At 72.9% G+C, this 18302-nt stretch carries 18 protein-coding genes; 2 read left to right on the forward strand and 16 right to left on the reverse strand.

The window, feature by feature from the left end; translation table 11 throughout:
• From ELR47_RS14460 to ELR47_RS14520, 13 genes are all read right to left on the reverse strand, one after another.
• Positions 1 to 189, reverse strand: a complete 189-nt coding sequence (locus tag ELR47_RS14460) for a hypothetical protein (RefSeq protein ID WP_130650525.1) — start codon at positions 187 to 189, stop codon at positions 1 to 3.
• Positions 190 to 413: 224 nt separating this feature from the next.
• On the reverse strand, positions 414 to 1259 hold the full coding sequence (locus ELR47_RS14465; protein WP_165404107.1) for a DNA-formamidopyrimidine glycosylase family protein: 846 nt from the start codon (positions 1257 to 1259) through the stop codon (positions 414 to 416).
• Positions 1260 to 1323: 64 nt separating this feature from the next.
• Positions 1324 to 2076 carry a ribonuclease III gene (gene rnc / locus ELR47_RS14470; RefSeq protein ID WP_205745276.1) on the reverse strand — a complete coding sequence of 251 codons (753 nt, stop codon included), beginning with the start codon at positions 2074 to 2076 and terminating at the stop codon, positions 1324 to 1326.
• Positions 2077 to 2170: 94 nt separating this feature from the next.
• Positions 2171 to 2350: a 50S ribosomal protein L32 gene (gene rpmF / locus ELR47_RS14475; protein WP_130650527.1), complete on the reverse strand. Its 180-nt coding sequence runs from the start codon at positions 2348 to 2350 to the stop codon at positions 2171 to 2173.
• Between the two features lie 105 nt (positions 2351 to 2455).
• On the reverse strand, positions 2456 to 2989 hold the full coding sequence (locus ELR47_RS14480) for a YceD family protein (protein WP_205745277.1): 534 nt from the start codon (positions 2987 to 2989) through the stop codon (positions 2456 to 2458).
• Positions 2990 to 3287: 298 nt separating this feature from the next.
• Positions 3288 to 3809, reverse strand: coding sequence for an ATP synthase subunit B family protein (locus ELR47_RS14485; RefSeq protein WP_130650529.1), 522 nt, complete (start codon positions 3807 to 3809; stop codon positions 3288 to 3290).
• Positions 3810 to 3908: 99 nt separating this feature from the next.
• On the reverse strand, positions 3909 to 4397 hold the full coding sequence (coaD, locus tag ELR47_RS14490; protein WP_130650530.1) for a pantetheine-phosphate adenylyltransferase: 489 nt from the start codon (positions 4395 to 4397) through the stop codon (positions 3909 to 3911).
• Entirely contained in the window at positions 4394 to 4978 is a 585-nt protein-coding gene (gene rsmD / locus ELR47_RS14495; RefSeq protein ID WP_205745278.1) for a 16S rRNA (guanine(966)-N(2))-methyltransferase RsmD, read from the reverse strand. Before rsmD ends, coaD begins: the two co-directional genes overlap by 4 nt.
• A complete protein-coding gene (locus ELR47_RS14500) occupies positions 4978 to 7119 on the reverse strand; it encodes a S9 family peptidase (RefSeq protein ID WP_130650532.1) in 2142 nt (713 codons plus the stop codon). Before ELR47_RS14500 ends, rsmD begins: the two co-directional genes overlap by 1 nt.
• Before the next feature lie 133 nt (positions 7120 to 7252).
• Positions 7253 to 8278 (reverse strand): transglycosylase family protein, encoded by a 1026-nt coding sequence (locus tag ELR47_RS19175; protein WP_130650533.1) that lies wholly within the window; start codon positions 8276 to 8278, stop codon positions 7253 to 7255.
• 358 nt (positions 8279 to 8636) lie between these two features.
• On the reverse strand, positions 8637 to 10610 hold the full coding sequence (locus ELR47_RS14510) for an acetoacetate--CoA ligase (protein WP_205745279.1): 1974 nt from the start codon (positions 10608 to 10610) through the stop codon (positions 8637 to 8639).
• A 47-nt stretch (positions 10611 to 10657) separates the two neighbouring features.
• Positions 10658 to 12904 carry an ATP-dependent DNA helicase RecG gene (gene recG, locus ELR47_RS14515; RefSeq protein ID WP_130650534.1) on the reverse strand — a complete coding sequence of 749 codons (2247 nt, stop codon included), beginning with the start codon at positions 12902 to 12904 and terminating at the stop codon, positions 10658 to 10660.
• Positions 12901 to 14568: a DAK2 domain-containing protein gene (locus tag ELR47_RS14520; RefSeq protein ID WP_165404108.1), complete on the reverse strand. Its 1668-nt coding sequence runs from the start codon at positions 14566 to 14568 to the stop codon at positions 12901 to 12903. The genes recG and ELR47_RS14520 overlap by 4 nt, the downstream gene beginning before the upstream one ends.
• A gap of 290 nt (positions 14569 to 14858) precedes the next feature.
• Between ELR47_RS14520 and rpmB the strand changes: the two genes are divergently transcribed.
• Together rpmB and ELR47_RS14530 are read left to right on the forward strand one after the other, a co-directional pair.
• Positions 14859 to 15065 carry a 50S ribosomal protein L28 gene (rpmB, locus tag ELR47_RS14525; protein WP_130650536.1) on the forward strand — a complete coding sequence of 69 codons (207 nt, stop codon included), beginning with the start codon at positions 14859 to 14861 and terminating at the stop codon, positions 15063 to 15065.
• Between the two features lie 199 nt (positions 15066 to 15264).
• A complete protein-coding gene (locus ELR47_RS14530) occupies positions 15265 to 15504 on the forward strand; it encodes an Lrp/AsnC ligand binding domain-containing protein (protein ID WP_229730564.1) in 240 nt (79 codons plus the stop codon).
• Positions 15505 to 15507: 3 nt separating this feature from the next.
• Here the strand turns inward: ELR47_RS14530 and thpD are convergent, their stop codons facing one another.
• The 3 genes from thpD to ectB are packed head-to-tail and all read right to left on the reverse strand — an operon-like array spanning position 15508 to position 18177.
• Complete coding sequence (gene thpD / locus ELR47_RS14535) at positions 15508 to 16419, reverse strand: ectoine hydroxylase (RefSeq protein WP_130650538.1); 912 nt, start codon at positions 16417 to 16419, stop codon at positions 15508 to 15510.
• The gene (locus ELR47_RS14540; RefSeq protein WP_130650539.1) at positions 16412 to 16861 is read right to left on the reverse strand and encodes an ectoine synthase; all 450 of its coding nucleotides are present in this window, start codon (positions 16859 to 16861) and stop codon (positions 16412 to 16414) included. Before ELR47_RS14540 ends, thpD begins: the two co-directional genes overlap by 8 nt.
• Positions 16862 to 16884: 23 nt before the next feature.
• Positions 16885 to 18177 carry a diaminobutyrate--2-oxoglutarate transaminase gene (gene ectB, locus ELR47_RS14545; protein ID WP_205745280.1) on the reverse strand — a complete coding sequence of 431 codons (1293 nt, stop codon included), beginning with the start codon at positions 18175 to 18177 and terminating at the stop codon, positions 16885 to 16887.
• Between the last annotated feature and the right edge of the window lie 125 nt (positions 18178 to 18302).

Here is an 18302-nt window from a genome sequence, read left to right on the forward strand (position 1 = left end):
TCAGGTCCGGGCAGGCTCGCGGGCGTCGACCTCGCGGCGGGCGTCGACCGACGTCACGCGGTCTCCCAGCGCCTCGGCCTCCGCGAGCGCCCGCTCGAGTTCCGCGACCCGCTGACGCAGGGCCCGGACCTCGTCGAGGAGCCGGAGGCTCGACGGAGACGCATGGGTGCCGAGCAGGGCCTTGCCCATGCCTTCTCCTCCCGGTGCACACCGAATCGTGGCGACTTCGTGGCGGGTGTCGCGTCGTGTCGCGGGTCGACGGAGGACCACCGGACGCGCGCAGGCCACCTCGGGCCGTTGGTGCACGAATGGTACCCGACCCCTCGCGGGGAGGGAAACGACCGGACGCCCCGGTCGGCCCCGGTCAACCGCGAGCGGCGAGGCCGGAGCCGGCGCCCGGTGGCGACACGGCGTCAGATCATGCACTGAGGACAGTGGAAGGTGTGCACGCCCTTGCGGATGCGCGTGCGCGCGATCGGCTTGCGGCAGCGGTGACAGGGCAGTCCCTCGCGCCCGTAGACGTGCAGGTGCTCGGCCGCCTCGCCGTCGTCGTCGCTGGAGACGTCGGCGTCGGACTCGTCGAGGCCGGAGCCGGCCGCCTTCATGGCCGCCTGCAGCACCTCCTGCATCGCGCGGTAGAGCCGGCGGACCTCCTGGGTGGACAGCGACGCCGACTGGCGGTCGTGGCGCAGCCCCGCCTCCCAGAGGATCTCGTCGCTGTAGACGGGCCCGATACCGGCGATCACCGTCGGGTCCATCAGCAGCAGCTTCAGCGGCTGGTCGGCCGCGTGCAGGAACCGCCCGAACTCCATCCACGTGGGGTTGTCGTCGAGTGGGTCGAGCGCGTCCGGCGCGACCTCGGCCGCCTCGAGGGCCTGGTCGGCCGCCACCACACCCGTGCGTGCGCTGACCTGTCCCCCCGGTTCGGTCAGGTGCAGGGCGTAGTCCACCGTGAAGTCGACCGTCAGGTGCGTGTCGGCCCCGGCGGTCTCGGCCGCGGCCTGACGGTGCAGGTAGCCCTGTTCCCCCGGGTCCAGCAGCCAGGTGTGCGCGTCGTCGAGGTCCAGGAACAGCACCCGCCCCCGCCGGCGGACGGCTTCGATCGTGCGACCCGACAGCGCCGTGACGAAGTCCTTCGCCCGGCCGTGCAGGGACGTGACCAGGGCGTCGGTCTCGACGACGACGTCCTTGACCTTCTTGCCGACGACCTCTTTCTCCAGGTCCTTGCGCAGCACCTCGACCTCGGGCAGCTCGAGCACCGGGTCCTCCCTTCGTCGGCACGGGACGCGACGCCCTCGACGCCCGTCCCGGATCGGCGGGAAACTAGCCGACCCGGTCGCGTCCGTCGGTGTCGACGCGCTCCACGAGCGATCGGTACGCCTCGCGGGCGGCGGTCTGTTCCGCCTGCTTCTTGCTGCGGCCGCTCCCACGGCCGACCACGTCGCCGTCGACGAGAACGGTGGCCTCGAACGTTTTCTCGTGGTCGGGACCGCTGTCGGCCACCTCGTAGCGCGGCAGCATGTCGAAGCGCGCCGCGCTCAACTCCTGCAGGGCGGTCTTGTAGTCCAGGGCCGCGTCGCGTCGCGCCAGCTCGGCCAGGCGCGTCGAGAACAGGCGCTGCACCAGGTCGTACGCGGTCGCGAAACCGCCGTCGAGGTAGGTCGCACCGATGACCGCCTCGAGGGTGTCGGCCAGGATCGAGTCCTTGTCGGCCCCGCCGGAGCCGGCCTCGCCGCGCCCCAGGCGCACGAAGCGACCCAGCCCCAGCTGGCGCGCGATGCCGGCCAGCGAGCCGGTCTTCACCGCCGCCGAGCGCACCTTGGCCAGCCGCCCCTCCTGCTCGTCGGGGTGGGCGGAGTAGATCTCGTCGGTGACCACGAGCGCCAGCACCGCGTCACCGAGGAACTCGAGACGCTCGTTGGTCCGTGCCCCACCGTTCTCGAACGCCCACGACCGGTGCACCAACGCCTGCTCGAGCAGCGCCGGATCGTCGAAGTGGACGTCGAGGAGCGCCGCGAGCTCGGCCGCCGGCGGGAACCCGGCCGGCGAGCTCATCGCCACCCCGGGTGCGCGCACGACGAGACCGGCTCCCGACGGGAGCCGGTCCCCACACGCGCCGGTCCGGATGCTCGGGGAACGGGCCCCGGCGTCGGCACCGTGCGCGCTCCCACTACTCGACCTCGAGCACCGTCCGGCCGCCGTAGGCGCCGCAGGTGCCACAGACCGTGTGCGGACGCACCGGTGCCTTGCAGCGCTTGCAGTTGGCGTTGGTCGGCGCGGCGGTGCGCAGCCACTGGGCCTTGCGGTGGCGCGTGCGCGAACGCGACATCTTCCGCTTCGGAACGGCCATCGGACTCTCCTGGTGCTCGGCCACCCGCGCCGGGTGGCGGGGCGTGCGATCGGTCGGGGACGCACGCCGGGCGGAAGCGCGGCGAACGCGTCGTTACAGGGAAGGCTACTCGTTGGGCAGATCGAGGTCCGCCAGTGCGGCCCAGCGTGGATCGGGGGCCTCGTCGGGCCGGTGCCCGCAGTCGCGCTGGTTGCGGTCGGTGCCGCACTCCTCGCACAGGCCCTGGCAGTCCTCGCGGCACAGCACGCGCAGGGGCAGGTCGATGAGCAGCGCGTCACGCACCATGACCGACAGGTCGATCGCGGTGCGGTCGTCGATCAGCTCGTAGCCGGGGTCCTCCTCGTCGTCCTCCTCGCGCTTGGCGGGGTCGACGAAGAGTTCGGCGACGTCGCTGTCGACGCGCACGGCCTGGTCCACCAGGCAGCGGCTGCAGGGCAGCTCGAGGTCGGCGCCGACCCGTCCCCGGACCAGGATGCCGTCGACGACGGCATCGAGGTGCAGGTCGAGGTCGATGTCACTGCGGATGGCACCGTCGGCGGCGCCCCACGACTCCTCGCCGAACTCCTCCACCGCGGCGGCATGCGACAACGCCCGGGTGGCACCCGGGTGGTCGACGAGCTCGATGACGGGGACGCGCACGAACGAAGGCCTTGCTCGGAGGACGGACATCGTCGCCGGACACCGGACCCATCGCGGTCGTGCCGTGGGCGAGGTCGTCGGGGCGACACGGCCCGGGCGACCGACACCTGGGCGACCGGTACCGGGGCGACACGCAGGACGGCCCGGCAGGGCCGGGGCACGTCGACGCGAACGGCCACGGTACCACACCGGTGCGCCGCCGGCCGGGGGCGCACCGGGGGCGGCGCGGGGCGGACAGGCAGAGCGAGGCGAGGCGGCGTGGCACGGCCGACGGCGAGGCGACCGGGAGTGCGTCCGGTCAGTCCCCGGTGCGGACGTCGAACTCGTCGAAGTCCTCGGCGAGCTGGTCGGTGTCGAGCCGGCCGCGCAGCCGCTGCCGGCCCTTCTCGACCGCGGTCAGCGTCTTCTGCAGCACCACCTCGAAGTTGGCCAGCTTGGCGTCGACGTAGTCCTCGGCCTCGAGCCGCATCTGGCGGGCCTGCTCCCGGGCCTCCTCGACGACCTGGTCCGCCGTGCGGTCGGCGGAGCGCACGACCTGCTCGTGGGAGACCAGCCGGGCGGCGTCCTCGCGCGCGTCCTCGACGATGTGCTCGGCGTCGGCGCGGGCGCGTTCGAGGATGTCGTCGCGCTCGCGCAGGATCCGTCGGGCCTGCGTCAGCTCGTCGGGCAGGGCGTCGCGGACGTCGGCGACCAACCCGTCGATCTCCGCCCGGTTGAGCATGATCGACGCGGACAGCGGCACCGCCTTCGCCTCCGCGACGAGGCGCTCGAGCTGGTGCAGCTTGGCCTCGACGTCGAGGGGCACACCGCGGTCGGTCATCGTCAGCCTCGCGGGGGGTACGGGGACGGGGCGCTCGCGGAGGGTAGCGCTGCGGATGCGCGCGTCGTCAGGCACGTGGCGGCGGGGGCCGGCACCCCGTCAGGCCGCCGGACCGGCGAACCTCCCGCGCAGCGCCTCGGCCACGACGTCGGGCACGGTGCCGTCGAGGGGCCCGCCGAAGCGCGCCACCTCCTTGACCAGCGAGCTCGACAGGTAGGAGTGTTCCGGCGAGGTCGACAGGAACACCGTCTCGACGTCGCCGATGCGGTGGTTCATCTGCGCCATCTGCAACTCGTACTCGAAGTCGCTGACCGCCCGCAAGCCCTTGCACACGATCCCGATGTCGCGCGCGTTGCAGAAGTCGACCAGCAAGCCCTCGAAGCGGTCGACCTCGAGGTTGTCGAGATCCCCGGTGACGGCGTGGATCAGCGACACCCGCTCGTCGACCGTGAACAGCCCCTGCTTGCGGGGGTTCTCCAGCACGGCGACGACGACGCGGTCGAAACGGGCACACGCCCGGGCGACGATGTCGAGATGCCCCAGCGTGATCGGGTCGAAGCTGCCGGGCACGACCGCGGCGACCGTCATGGCGCCCTCCTCGACGGGCTCGGATCGGCGTCCGGGGTGGCCCGGGACGCACGGTGCAACGCCGTGCCACCGTAGCGGCGGGGCTCCTCGGGCAGCAGTTCGGCGGGCCAGCGCGGTGCCGCGTCGCGGGCGGCCCGCTCGATCACGACCGTGGCGTGCCCCGCGAGGTGGCCGACCAGGACGTCGAGGACGGTCGTGAGCTCGTCGTCGGTCAGCTCGTAGGGCGGGTCGGCCAGCACCAGGTCGTACGGTGCACCGGGCAGTGGTCCCTCGAGGGCCCGGTGGACGTCGCCGGTCACGACGTGCCCGCCCGGCAGCCCGACCGCGTCGAGGTTGCGGCGCAGGGCCTCGAGCGCCGGTCGGGCGCGCTCGACGAAGGTCACCGTGGCGGCCCCGCGCGAGAGCGCCTCGAGCCCCAGTCCCCCAGCGCCGGCGAACAGGTCGAGGACGGCAGCGTCGGGCAGGCGCGGCTGCAGGGAGGAGAACAGCGCCTCCTTGACCCGGTCGGTGGTCGGACGCACGTCCAGCCCGCGGGGCGCCACGAGTCGTCGACCGCGTGCGGCTCCGGCGACGACGCGCACTAGGCCGGCTCGTCGGTGACGGGCGCGACGTCCGGGTGCACCCGGTCGATCACGAACGCGAGCACCCGCGCCTCGTCGCGCCACGCGTCGTAGCGGCCCGAGCGGCCCGCATGCCCCGCGCCGAGCTCGGTGTGCAGCAGGATCGGTCCGCCACCGGTGGCGGTGGTGCGCAGCTTGGCGACCCACTTGGCCGGTTCCCAGTACTGCACCCGGGGGTCGTTGAGGCCGGCCGTCACGAACATCGCCGGGTACTCGGCGGCCTGCACGTTGTCGTAGGGCGAGTAGGAGCGCATGACCTCGTGGTAGGCCGGGTCCTCGGGGTTGCCCCACTCGTCGTACTCGATGACGGTGAGCGGGATCGAGGGGTCGGACATGGTGTTGACCACGTCGACGAAGGGCACCTCGGCGACGGCGGCGGCGGCCAGGTCCGGACGCAGGTTGAGCGCGGCGCCGATCAACATCCCGCCGGCGGATCCGCCGCGGACCGCGAGCCGGTCGCGCGCGGTGATCGCCTGCCCGACGAGGTGGTCGGCGCACGCCACGAAGTCGGCGAAGGTGTTGGGCTTGGCGAGGAACTTGCCGTCCTCGTACCAACGCCGGCCGAGCTCCCCGCCGCCGCGGACGTGGGCGATGGCGAACACGAACCCGCGGTCGAGCAACGACAGTCGTACCGGCGAGAAGCCCGGGTCGATCGAGATCTCGTAGGACCCGTAGCCGTAGAGCAGGCAGGGGGCGGTGCCGTCGAGCGCGGTGTCGACCCGACGCACGAGGCTGATCGGGACGCGGGTGCCGTCGGCGGCGGTGGCCCACTCGCGCCACGAGACGTACTGGTCGCGGTCGTAGCCACCACGGACGGGTTGCTGCTTGAGCACGACCCGTTCGCCGGTGTCGAGGTCGAGGTCGATCACCTGGGTCGGGGTGGTCATCGAGGTGTAGGCCAGGCGCAGCACGCGGGTGTCGAACGAGGGGTTGGACGCAGTGGCGGCGGTGTAGACCTCCTCGTCCATGGCCAGCACCTCGCCGTCCCCCGTCGTCGGGTCGACCACCCGCAGCTGCGTGCGGGCCTGGGTGCGCTCGTGCAGCACGAGATGGGAGGCGAAGGCCTCGACGCCCTCGAGCCGGACGCCGGCACGGTGCCCGACGAGCTCGGTCCAGTGTTCCCGGCCCGGTGAGGCGACCGGTGCGGTGACGAGCTTGAAGTCCTCGGCGCCGTCGGCGTTGGTGACGATCAACAGCTGGTCACCGCGATGGTCGAGGTCGTACTCGACACCGTGCTCGCGCTCGGCGACCAGCCGCGGCGCCGCGGACGCGTCGTCGGCGTCGAGCAGGTACCACTCGCTGGTGACCTTGCTCCCCACGGAGATCGCGAGGAAACGTTCCGAGCGCGTGCGACCCACGCCGCACCAGAACCGCTCGTCGTCCTCCTGGTGGAGCAGCTCGTCGGTCGCCGGGTCGGTACCGAGCCGGTGCCGCTTGATCTGGAACGGGCGCCAGGCGTCGTCGGGGACGGCGTACAGGAACGTCTGCGAGTCCCCGAACCAGGCCAGCGAGTACGCCACGCCCTCGATGCGGTCGTCGAGCAGCTCCCCGGTCGCCAGGTCACGGACCCGGATGGTGAAGCGCTCGGAGCCGTCGGTGTCGACCAGTTCGGCGGCCAGCCGGTGGTCGGGGCTGACGGCGTAGCCGCCGAGACGGAAGAAGTCGTGGGCCGCGGCCTCGACGTTCTCGTCGAGGAGCACCACCTCGTCCTCGGGCGGGGCGGTGGGGTCGACCGGGCGACGCCGTTCGTCGGGCAGTTCGCGCACGTCGCCGACGCCCTCGGGCGCCGGACGCCGGCAACGGATGCCGTACTGCTGGCCCTCGAGCGTGCGCCGGTAGTAGAGCCAGCCGCCGTCGAGCGACGGGACCGAGGCGTCGGTCTCCTGCACCCGCTGCCTGATCTCGTCGAAGACGCGGTCGATCAGCGGCTCCAGCGGGCCGAGGTGGGCATCGGTGTAGGCGTTCTCGGCCTCGAGGTGGGCCCGCACGGCGGGGTCCTCACGTTCGCGCAGCCAGAACCAGGGGTCGTCGAAGGTCTCACCGTGGCGCGTGACCTCGTGGGATCGGCGTTCGGCGACGGGTGGGACGACGGACTCGGACACGGGGGGCGACCTCGACGCAACGACGACACGGACCCGCCATCGTAGGCGGGTCCGTGTGGTGACCGGGGAGTCGAGCCCCCGCTCGCCCGCTCGGCCCCGGGCCGCGGGCGAGAAGGAAGCGGCGGCAGTTCGATCAACGCAGCCCGAGCTTGCGCGAGCACGCGGGCCAGGCACCCCAACCCTGACGCTCGAGGAGCATCTCGGCGCGGCGGATCTGCTCGTCACGACTGTGGTGGTGGGGGTAGCCGCTGCCACCGACCCAGCGCCACGAGCTCAGCGAGAACTGCAGGCCGCCGTAGTAGCCGTTGCCGGTGTTGATGGACCAGTTGCCGCCGGACTCGCACTGGGCGAGACGGTCCCAGACGGCGTTGCGCTCGGACTGGGCACTGGCGCGGGCCTCCTCCTCGGCGCGACGGCGGGCCTCCTCCTCGGCGCGACGGCGGGCCTCCTCCTCGGCGCGGCGCTGGGCCTCGCGCTCGGCGGCGAGCTGGGCCTGACGCTCGGCCTCCTGGGTCTGGCGCTGCGCGAGCGGTGCGAGCTGGACCCGGTCGACGAGGTCGAGCGCACGGGCGACGAAGTACGCCGACTGCCAGCGCAGCACCTCGTCGGTGGGGCAGAAGCCACTCACCGGGGTGGTGCAGCCGGCGGCGATGCCGACCTCGGCGAGCGCGTGGATCGAGGCCTCGTGGACGCCACCACCGTCGTCGAAGTGCCGGTTGCCGGTGGGGGCGACGTCGAAGCCGCGCACGAGCAGCGTGGCGAGCGCGGCGCGGGTGATCGGGGCGTCGGGGCAGAACGCCCCGTCGCCGCACCCGTCGGTGACGCCGGCCTCGGCGAGCGCGGCGATCCCCGCCTCGTGTGCGTGACCGGCGGTGTCGTCGAACGGCGCCGTCCCGGCCGCGGGGAGGTCGAGTGCGGCGGCGAGGATGCTCGCCATCTGACCGCGGGTCAGCTGGGCCTCGGGGTTGAACCGGCCCTGCCGGTCGCCCTGGACGACACCGCGGTCGGCCAGCGCGTCGACGGCGGGAGCGAAGCCGCGGCCGGCGGTGTCGGGGAAGGTCGCGGCGTGCGCCGGCGAGCTCGAGGTCAGCACGGTGGTCGCGGCGAGGACCGCCGCCAGGCCGAGGGTGAGGGTCGTACGGGCGTGGCGAAGCAGCACGGAGGAACTCCGGTTCGGGGACGCCGAGACGTGGGTCGGCTCGAGGGGCGCTGCGTGCCCGGGGTGCGGACACCCCGGCGGCGCGGCGGCGAACGGTGGCGACGCGCTCGCGACGGCGCAACCCCGTTGCCCTCGGGACGGGGCGCGCGACCAGCGCGCGCGAACGGGTCCGGAGGCGCCGGACCTCGGCTGGTCAACCCTGCACGATCGGCCCCGTACGACCGACTCCGCCCTGGGACTGGATTCTCGGAATTCCCCCGTGATCGGGCGTTGTCGGCCTGTACGAAGGGGAGGAAAGGGCCCGGCAGATCCGACCTCGACACCGTGCGTTCAGCGCGCGAAAACCGGGCGTTTCGTATCAGGCCGGATCCGCCGCGAGTGCCGCGAAGGCGTCGAGACTCTCCGGGTTGGCCATGGCGCCCGGGTTGGCGACCCGGTCCAGTGGCTCGCCCGCCAACAGCCGCTTCACCGGGACCTCCATCTTCTTGTTGGAGATCGTGCGCGGCACGGCCGGCACGGCCAGCAGCTGGTCGGGGACGTGTCGCGGCGAGAGCTGGGCCCGGACGGCGCCGGCCAGGCGCCCACGCAGCGCGTCGTCGAGCGCCTGCCCCTCGGCGAGCACGACGAACAACACCAGACGGTCGGGCTGCTGGTCGCGTTCGGGCAGGTGGACCACCAGCGAGTCGAGGATCCCCTCGACGTCCTCGACCACGGCGTAGAACTCCGAGGTCCCCATGCGCACACCACCGCGGTTGAGGGTGGCGTCGGAGCGACCGGTGATGATGCACGTGCCGCGCTCGGTGACCTCGAGCCAGTCGCCGTGGCGCCACACGCCGGGGAAGTCCTCGAAGTAGGCCGCGCGGTAGCGCTCGCCGTCGGGGTCGTTCCAGAACCCGACCGGCATCGAGGGCATCGGCCGCGTGACGACGAGCTCGCCCCGTTCGCCGACGACCGAGGTGCCGTCGGGCGCGAACGCCTGCACGTCGGCGCCGAGGCAGCGACACGGGATCTCCCCGGCGTGGACCGGGAGCAGCGGTGCGGCGGCGACGAACGCGGTGCACACGTCGGTCCCGCCGGAGGCGGAGACCACCTGGACGTGCTCCCCCACCGCCTCACGCACCCAGCCGAAGCCCTCGGCCGGCAGCGGCGAGCCGGTCGAGCCGATCTGGCGCAGGTGCGACAGATCGAACGAGTCGCGTGGTCGCAGGCCGGCCTTGCGGCAACCCATCAGGAACGGGGCCCCGACCCCGAGGACGTCCACCTCGGTGTCCGCCGCCAGCTGCCACAGCGTCGTGAGGTCGGGGTGGCCAGGGTCGCCGTCGAACAACACCAGGGTGGCACCGACCGTGAGCCCGGACACCAGGTAGTTCCACATCATCCACCCGGTGGTGGTGAACCAGCTGAACGCGTTCCCCTCACCGAGGTCGTGGTGCAGGCCGAGCATCTTGACGTGCTCGAGCAGGATGCCGCCGTGGCCGTGCACGATGGCCTTGGGCAGACCGGTCGTCCCGGAGCTGTAGAGCACGTAGAGCGGGTGATCGAACGGCAGCGGCTCGACGTGCAGCTCCCCGGGCTCGGCGAGCAGCTCGTCCCAGCTGGTCACTCCCGGGAAGTCCTCGCGGGCGACGCTCCCACCGAGCTGCGGAAGCACCACCGTGGCCCGCAGGCTGGGCAGACCGTCACGGATCTCGGCCACCTCGGCGGCACGCCGTACCGTGCGGCGACCGTAGACGTAGCCGTCCACCGCCAACAGCACGGTCGGCTCGATCTGGCGGACCCGGTCGACGACCGCCTTGACCCCGAACTCGGGTGCGCACGAGGACCACACCGCCCCGAGCGCGGCACAGGCCAGGAACGCGACCACCGTCTCGGGCACGTTGGGCAGGTAGCCCACGACCCGGTCGCCGCGCCCGACGCCCAACCGGCGCAGCCCTGCGGCCGCGCGGGCGACCTGGTCGCGCAACTCCTCACGCGAGAGCACCAACTCGTCGCGGGTCTGCGAGCGGGCCACGATCGCCGGCGCGTCCCCGCGCCAGCGCAGCGCCTGCGCGGCGTAGTTGAGCCGTGCTCCCGGCAGCCACACCGCACCGGGCATGGCGTCGTCGGCCAGCACCCGCTCGTAGGGGGTCGTCAACGGCAGGTCGAACCAGTCGACGACCGCGGCCCAGAACTCCTCGAGGTCCTCGACCGACCACTGCCAGGCGTCGGCGTAGGTCGGCAGCTGCCGTCCCGTGCGCGTCTGCGCCCAATCGAGGAAGCGCCCCATCGTGGTGCACGCGCGCGCGTCCTCGGGCGGCTCCCACAGTCGTGTCCCGAGCCCGACCTCATCCACGCGCCGCTCCCGTCCTCGCGTCCGGCGCGCACGGTAGTCGCCGGGGGTCAGCCGGTCTCGAGCGCGGCGAAGGCCGCCAGCTCGTCGGTGTCGTCGACCTCCACGACCTCGGTCCCGCGCCCCTCGAAGCGGCGGGTCACCTCGTCGCGCAGCGGCCGGTTCGCCGGTGCCTGCAGGTCGGGGTCGCGGGAGACGACCTCGCGCGCGCGCCGGCGGGTCTCCTCGATCAGCGGGCGGTCGCCGACGATGTCGGCCAGCCTGATGTCGGACATCGCCCCCGACTGGGTCCGACCGAACAGCGTGCCGGTACCACGCAGGGCGAGGTCCTTCTCGGCGAGCGCGAACCCGTCGTTGGTGGCGGCGACCGCCTCGAGACGCTCGAGGCTCTGCTCGGGCAGCTCCGGACCGGACCAGCCGGCGAACAGCACGCAGTAGCTCTGCCCGCCGCCCCTGCCCACGCGGCCGCGCAACTGGTGCAGCTGGCTGATGCCGAACCGCTCGGCGTCCTCGATCACCATGATGGTGGCCTCGGGGACGTCGACCCCCACCTCGATGACGGTGGTGGCGACCAGCACCTGGGCCTCCCCCGAGCGGAAGCGCCGCATCGCCGCCTCCTTGGCGTCGGGACGCAGGCGGCCGTGGATCAGCTCGACCGTCAGCTCCGGGAAGACCTCCCCGGCCAGCCGCCGGTGCTCGCCCGTGACGTCCTTCGCCGGCAGCTCGCCCTCCTCGACCAGGGGGCAGACGACGTACGCCCGTCGGCCGGCGGCCGCCTCGCGTCGGACGAACTCGTAGAGCCGGGCGCGCCGGTCGGCCTGCGACGGGGTGATCAACTGGGTGGTGATCGGCTCGCGTCCCGGCGGCAGTTCGTCGAGCACGGTGACGTCGAGGTCGCCGTAGACGGTCAGTGCCAGCGAGCGCGGGATCGGCGTGGCCGTCATCACCAGCACGTCGGGCAGGACGTCGGGTGCGTCGGGGTCCAGCGACGGGCCTCCCGCCTTCTCCTTGAGCCGGACCCGCTGGGCCACGCCGAAGCGGTGCTGTTCGTCGATGACCACGACGCCGAGGTCGGCGAAGCGCACCCCCTCCTCGAGCAGCGCATGCGTGCCGACCAGCACGTCGAGCTGGCCGGCGAGCAGCTCGCCCAGGATGCGCTGCCGTTCCCGCTTCGTCGTCGACGAGGTGAGCAGCTCGATGCGCAGGCCGTCGAGCACGTTGACGCCCAGGGGAGCGAGCAGGTTCGTCAGTGTGCGGAAGTGCTGCTCGGCCAGCACCTCGGTCGGGACCATGAACGCCGCCTGCCGGCCGTGGTCGACCGCGTTGAGCAGCGTCCAGACCGCGACGACGGTCTTGCCCGAACCGACGTCGCCCTGCAGCAGCCGGTGCATCGGCCGGGGTCCGCCGAGGTCCTGCGCGAGTTCGGCGAAGGCCCGCTGCTGCGCCCCGGTCGGCGGGAACGGCAGGGCGTCGACGAACGCCTGTGCACGGCCGTCGACGACCGGCGCGTTGTCGACACCGACGACCTCGGCCTCGAGCCGGGCGCGGCGGCGCTGCACCCCGAGCTGCAGCGCGAACAGCTCGTCGAACACCAGGCGACGGCGCGCCGCCGTGCGGGTCGCGTGGTCCGGTGGCTGGTGGATCCCCCGGACGGCGGCGTCGTAGGTCACCAGGTCGAGCTCGTCGAGCAACGACTCGGGCAGCCAGTCGGGCAGCTCGGGCAGGCTCCCGAGGGCGGTCTCGACGAGGTTCGCGAGCTTGAACGACGGCCAGGCCTCCGTCGCCGGGTACACCGCCAGCAGCCGCTGGTGACGAAGCCGCTCGGCCGCGGCGTCGGTGTCGACGCCCGCGCCGACGCGGCCGAGGACCTCGACGTCGGGGCTGGCCAACTGCAGCTCGTTGCGGAAGCGCTTGACCTTGCCGCTGAAGGCCGCGACCGTGCCCGGGGCGAGCTGACCGGCGCGCCAGTTCTGGTTGAAGAAGGTGGCCGTGAACGTGCGACCGCTGGCCTGCCGGACCGTTCCCTCGGCGACCTCGAGCGGGCGCCGCTGCCCGCGCTTCGGGATCCGTCGGGTGTTCCAGGTGAGCACCTCGCCGATCAGCGTGGCCGGCTCGCCGGCGCGGACCTCGGCGAGGTCGAGCACCTCGCCGGCGTCCTGGTACCTGCGCGGGTAGTGTTCGAGCAGGTCGCGCACGGTCCGGATGCCGAACGACTCCTCCAGCGCGCCGCGCGCCTTGGCGCCGACACCCGGCAGGGCGTCGACGCGGTCGTCGAGGGCGAGGGGACGCTCGCTCATTCGACACCGACCCAGAACCGGGCCGGACGTTGCCCGGCGTCGATCACCTCCAGTTCGCCGTCGGCGGCCGACGCGACCACGGACACCGCGCGCCGACGCACCTCGCCGTCGACCCCGTCGCCGACCAGCAGCGTCACGACCTCGGCGGCGCCGACGGCCAGCCCACGGCACACGGCCTCGAGCGCCACCAGCGGGTCGTCGGCCACCGCGACCACCTGCCCATCGACGACCGCCAACGCCTGACCGGCACGCACGACACCGATGGGGGTGTCGGCGTCGCGCACCGCGTCGACGACCTCGCCGGCCCGGACCGCGTCCGCCGCCGCGTAGAGGTCGGCCAGCACCCGGTCGGGCGGGCCGGTGGGATCGAGCACGGCCAGCGCGGCCAGCACCGCGGGCGGTGAGCAGGCCGCCTCCACGACGTCGAGACGCCGGCCACCCTCCGCGGCGGCGACGCCGGCGGCCTGTCGTGCCGCGGCGACGGCGTTGCGGTGCCCGGGCAGCACGACCACCCGTGCGGCGTCGACGGCGGCCACCGCGTCGAGCACCTCGGCCACCGACGGCAGGTCGCCGGCCCGTCCCGCGACGACCACGGCACCGGTCCGCCGGGCCAACGCGCTCAGCCCGTCACCGTGCAGGACCGCGACGGCGCCCAGCGCCGGCCGCGGGCGTGCGGCCCGGTTGGCGGCGATCTGGTCGCCGAAGTGGGTCACCGCGATGTCGCTGGGCCGCCCGTGGTCGAGTCCGGCCTCGATCGCGGCGCCGACGTCGTCGGTGTGCACGTGGACGTTGAGCAGGCCGCCGGCGGCGACGACCACGACCGAGTCCCCGAGGCGCTCGAGGCGGGCACGCAGCGTGCGGGCCACGACGTCGTCGGCGTCGGTGTCGGTGTCGGCGTCGGCGTCGGTGTCGGCGTCGGTGTCGGTGTCGGTGTCGGTGTCGAGCAGGTACTGGACCTCGAACGCGTACGCGTACGACCGCTCGCAGGTGGTGTGATCGGGCCGATCCGCGGACGCTTCCGCCACCAGCGGCGGGTCCTGTCCGGTGAGGTGACCGTGCACGGCGGCGACGAGCACCTCGAACCCCCGGGCACCGGCGTCCACCACCCCGGCATCACGCAGGACCGCCAGTTGCTCACGGGTGCGTTCCACGGCCTCGGTGGTGGCCGCGACGACCTCCGCCGAGGTGCGGACCAGGTCGGCCCCGGCCTCCACCGCCCGACGGGCCGCCCCGGCGGCCTGGCCGATGACGGTCAGGATGGTGCCCTCGACCGGTTCGGCCACGGCCTCGTAGGCCAGCGAACGCGCCCGTTCCAACGCCCGTGCGTAGTGCTCGGCACCGACGTCGCGTTCCCCGCCCACCACCTCGACGATGGCGCGCACCACCTGACTGAGGATGACCCCGGAGTTGCCGCGCGCCCCGCGGACGGCGCCGCGCACGACGGCGGCGGCCTGGTCGCGGGGGCGCGCGTCCGCCGCCGCGCGCAGCGCCTCGAGGCCCGAACTCACCGTGAGGGTCATGTTCGTGCCCGTGTCCCCGTCGGGCACCGGGAACACGTTGAGGTCGTCGATCGCCTGGCGCCGCTGCGCCAACGCCGCATGCACGCGTTCGAGCAGGGCCGGCAGCTCGGCCGCCGCCAAGGGCGCTCCCTGGCCGTCGGGCACGCCACGTCCTTCGCCTCGCCGTTCCTGGCCGCGGAGGCTAGCGTCGGCACGGCGCCGCGGTCGCGGCTCTGGACGGACGCTGGTAGGCTGGCGCGGTCGCCTCGCGGTGCGGGGTGATGCAGCAGTGCCCCGCACGACGTCGCAACGGTGCCGTCGCCGGGGCGAAGGACCCGCGACCGCCCATGGTGGCCGGTGCGGCTTCGAAGGACCACCCGGTCGGACCCCGCCAGGGAAGGCGCCCACGCGCGGCGCCGCAGCCCGGGTCCGACGCACTCGAGAAGGACTTCATCATGGCCTCCGTCTGCAGCTACTGCGGCAAGAAGCCCTGGGTCGGCAAGCAGGTCAGCCACTCGCACCGCCGCTCGAGCAAGCGCTGGAGCCCGAACATCCAGCGGGTGAAGGCGTTCGTGAACGGACGGACCGTCAAGGTCGACGTCTGCACCGGTTGCCTGAAGGCCGGCAAGGTGACCCGTCCGCCGGTCAAGACCGCCGGCTGACACGTCCCGGGGCCACCGACCCCGAGGCACGCACCGTCGCGAACGCCGTGTCGAGCACCGCTCGACACGGCGTTTCGTCGTGTGCGCGCACGTCGGGGGTCGTGACCGCACGCGTCGAACCCGACTCCGTCGGCGACCGCCACCCGGCGACGACTAGCGTGGCATGCTCGCGCACGGTGCCGAGCGAAGGGAGCCTGCCGTGGTCGACGTCTCGGCCTACATCCTGATCCAGACCGAACTCGGGAAGGCAGCGGCCGTGGCCCGCGCCGCGGGCGAGCTCCCCGGTGTCACCGAGGCCGCCGACGTCACCGGCCCCTACGACGTGATCGTCAAGGCGTCGGCCGGCAACGTCGACGAGCTCGGTCGCATGGTCGTCAGCCGGATCCAGGCCATCGACGGCATCACCCGGACACTGACCTGCCCCATCGTCAACCTGTGACCGTCACGCGCGTGGCACGGGGGTCCACTCGGTCGCGGCGGCGAACTCGGGACGCCGGCTCGGCGCGGCGAATGGCTCCTCGAGTGCGTTGTCGACCGAGTTGTAGACCAGGAACACGTTGCTGCGCGGGAACGGGGTCTGGTTCTCCGACGAGGCGTGCATGAGGTTGCAGTCGAAGAACACGACCGAGCCGGCCCTGCCGGTCAACTGACGGATCTCCCGTCCCTGGCCGACGATGAGCTCGTGCAGGCTGTCGTGATCGGGGGTGCCGACCTCCTGCTTCTTGAGCGAGGCCTTGTAGTGGTCCTCGGGCGTCTGCCCGACGGTCGTGACGAAGGTGCGGTGTGATCCGGGGACGACCATCAGCGGACCGTTGTGCGGATAGTTGTCCGTCAGCGTGATCGAGGCCGACAGGCACCGCATCCGCGGCATGCCGTCCTCGGCGTGCCAGGTCTCGAAGTCCGAGTGCCACCAGAAGCCCTTGCCGACGAAGCCGGGCTTGACGTTGATGCGGCTCTGGTGGATGTAGACGTCCGAGCCGAGCAGCTGCCGGGCGACGTCGGCGACCCGCGGGTCGGCCGACAACTCGGCGAACGTCGGGTCGGTCTTGTGGATCTCGAAGATCGAGCGGACCTCGTCGGACTCGAGCTCGGTGATGGTCCGCTCGTCGGCCCGCACCGTCGGGTCGGCCGACAGCTCGTCGAGCCGGCCACGGATCCCGGCGATCTCCTCGGTGGAGAACACCTCGGGCAGGACGAGGTAGCCGTCGCGGTCGAAGGCGTCGAGCGCCGCACGGTCGAGCGGACCGTCGTCGACGCCGCCACGGGTCACGGGCTCGTTCCGCTCGAGCAGCTGTGGCCGGTCGCTGACGCGGGTGGGGTAGAAGTCCTGGCGGGCGGTCTCGGTGCTAGCCATGCGCGAGCTCCTTGCTGGATACGCTGGGGTCGTTCGCGTCGCCGGCCGCGGCGTCGTCGACCGTCGCCGGCGGGTACGCGCCGTCGGGACCATGGACCTCGCGGCCGGTCAGGGCCGGGGTGAAGACACAGACCATGCGCAGGTCGGTGTCGGCGCGCAGCGCGTGCCGCTCGTGTTCGTTCAGCACGTACAGGGTCCCGGGCGCGATCGGGTGCTCCTCCCCCGTCTCGAGGTTCGTGAGCACCCCACTGCCCTCGATGCAGTACACGGACTCCCGGTGGTGCTTGTAGTGCATCCGGGTGGTCGTGCCGGCGTGCAGCACCGTGTCGTTGAGCGAGTAGCCGAGGCCGTCCTGCGCGAGCAGGAAGCGGCGGCTGGACCACGTCTCGGCGACGACGTCGCGGTCGGTGCCGACGAGGTCGTCGAGGCTGCGGACGATCATGGATCTCCCTTTCACCGGCCGTGTCAGGCCGGCTGGGTGGCGGTGGCGGCGGTCGCCGGGGCGGTGGCGGGAACGGCGGCGACGACCGCCCGGACGAGCAACTCCAGTCCCTCGTCGAGGTCCTCGTCGCTGATGGTGAGTGCCGGCAACAGTTTGACCACCTCGTCGCGCGGGCCGGACGTCTCGAGGATCAGTCCGAGCTCGAACGCCGCCGCGCAGATGCGTGTGGCGAAGCCCTCGGCACAGGCCAGACCCTGCACCATGCCGCGCCCGCGACGCTCCACCTCCAGCACCGGGTGCGCCACGGCCAGACGGTCCAGCGTCTGCGCGATCATCGCCGCCTTGCGGTCCACCTCCCGCGTGAGGGTGTCGTCCTCCCAGAAGCGCAGGGCCTCGGTCGCCGTCACGAACGCCGGGTTGTGCCCGCGGAAGGTGCCGTTGTGCTCACCCGGCTCCCACACGTCGAGTTCCGGTCGGAACAGGGTGAGCGCCATGGGCAGCCCGAAGCCCGACAGCGACTTCGACAGCGTCACGATGTCCGGGGTGACACCCGCCGGCTCGAAGCTGAAGAAGGTGCCGGTCCGGCCACAGCCGGCCTGGATGTCGTCGACGATGAGCAGGACGTCGTGGCGGCGGCAGACCGCCTGCAGGTCGCGCAGCCACGTCATCGAGGCGGTGTGCAGGCCGCCCTCGGCCTGCACGGTCTCGACGATCACGGCCGCCGGCTTGTCGAGTCCGCTGCCGGTGTCCTCCAGCAACGAGTCGAGGTAGCCGACCGTGTCCACGTCGGGGCCGAAGTAGCCGTCGTAGGGCAGGTTGGTCCCGGCACCGAGCATGATGCCGGCGCCGCCGCGCTTGCCGAGGTTGCCCGACACCGCCAGCGAACCGACCGTCATGCCGTGGAAGGCGTTGGTGAAGCCGATGACCCGGTCGCGGCCGGTCACCTTGCGGGCGAGCTTCATCGCCGCCTCGACGGCGTTGGTCCCGGTCGGTCCGGGGAACTGCACCTTGAACGCCCCCATGCCGCGCGGGGCGAGGACGACCTCGACGAAGCGGGCCAGGAAGCGTTCCTTGGCCGGGGTGTAGGTGTCGAGGCTGTGCACGACGTGGTCGGCGAGCAGGTAGTCGACGACCGCCTGCCGCATCGCCGGGTCGTTGTGTCCGTAGTTGAGCGCACCGGCGCCGGCGAAGAAGTCGAGGTAGCGGCGCCCCTCGGTGTCCCACACCTGCGAACCCCGGGCGCGTTCGAAGGTGGCCGGCCAGGACCGGCAGTACGACCGGACCTGGGACTCGTGACGGTCGATGATCAGGTTCACGCAAACTCCTTGCCGTGTCGAACGGTGGTCTCGGGTGGAGGTTCGGGCGGGGAAGGTCGGCGTGGTCGGGTCCGGGGGGGACCATGGCAGTCCACGCCGGCGTGGCGCCGACCCGCCACGACGTC

It is taken from the genome of Egicoccus halophilus, from assembly GCF_004300825.1.
GTDB lineage: Bacteria > Actinomycetota > Nitriliruptoria > Nitriliruptorales > Nitriliruptoraceae > Egicoccus > Egicoccus halophilus.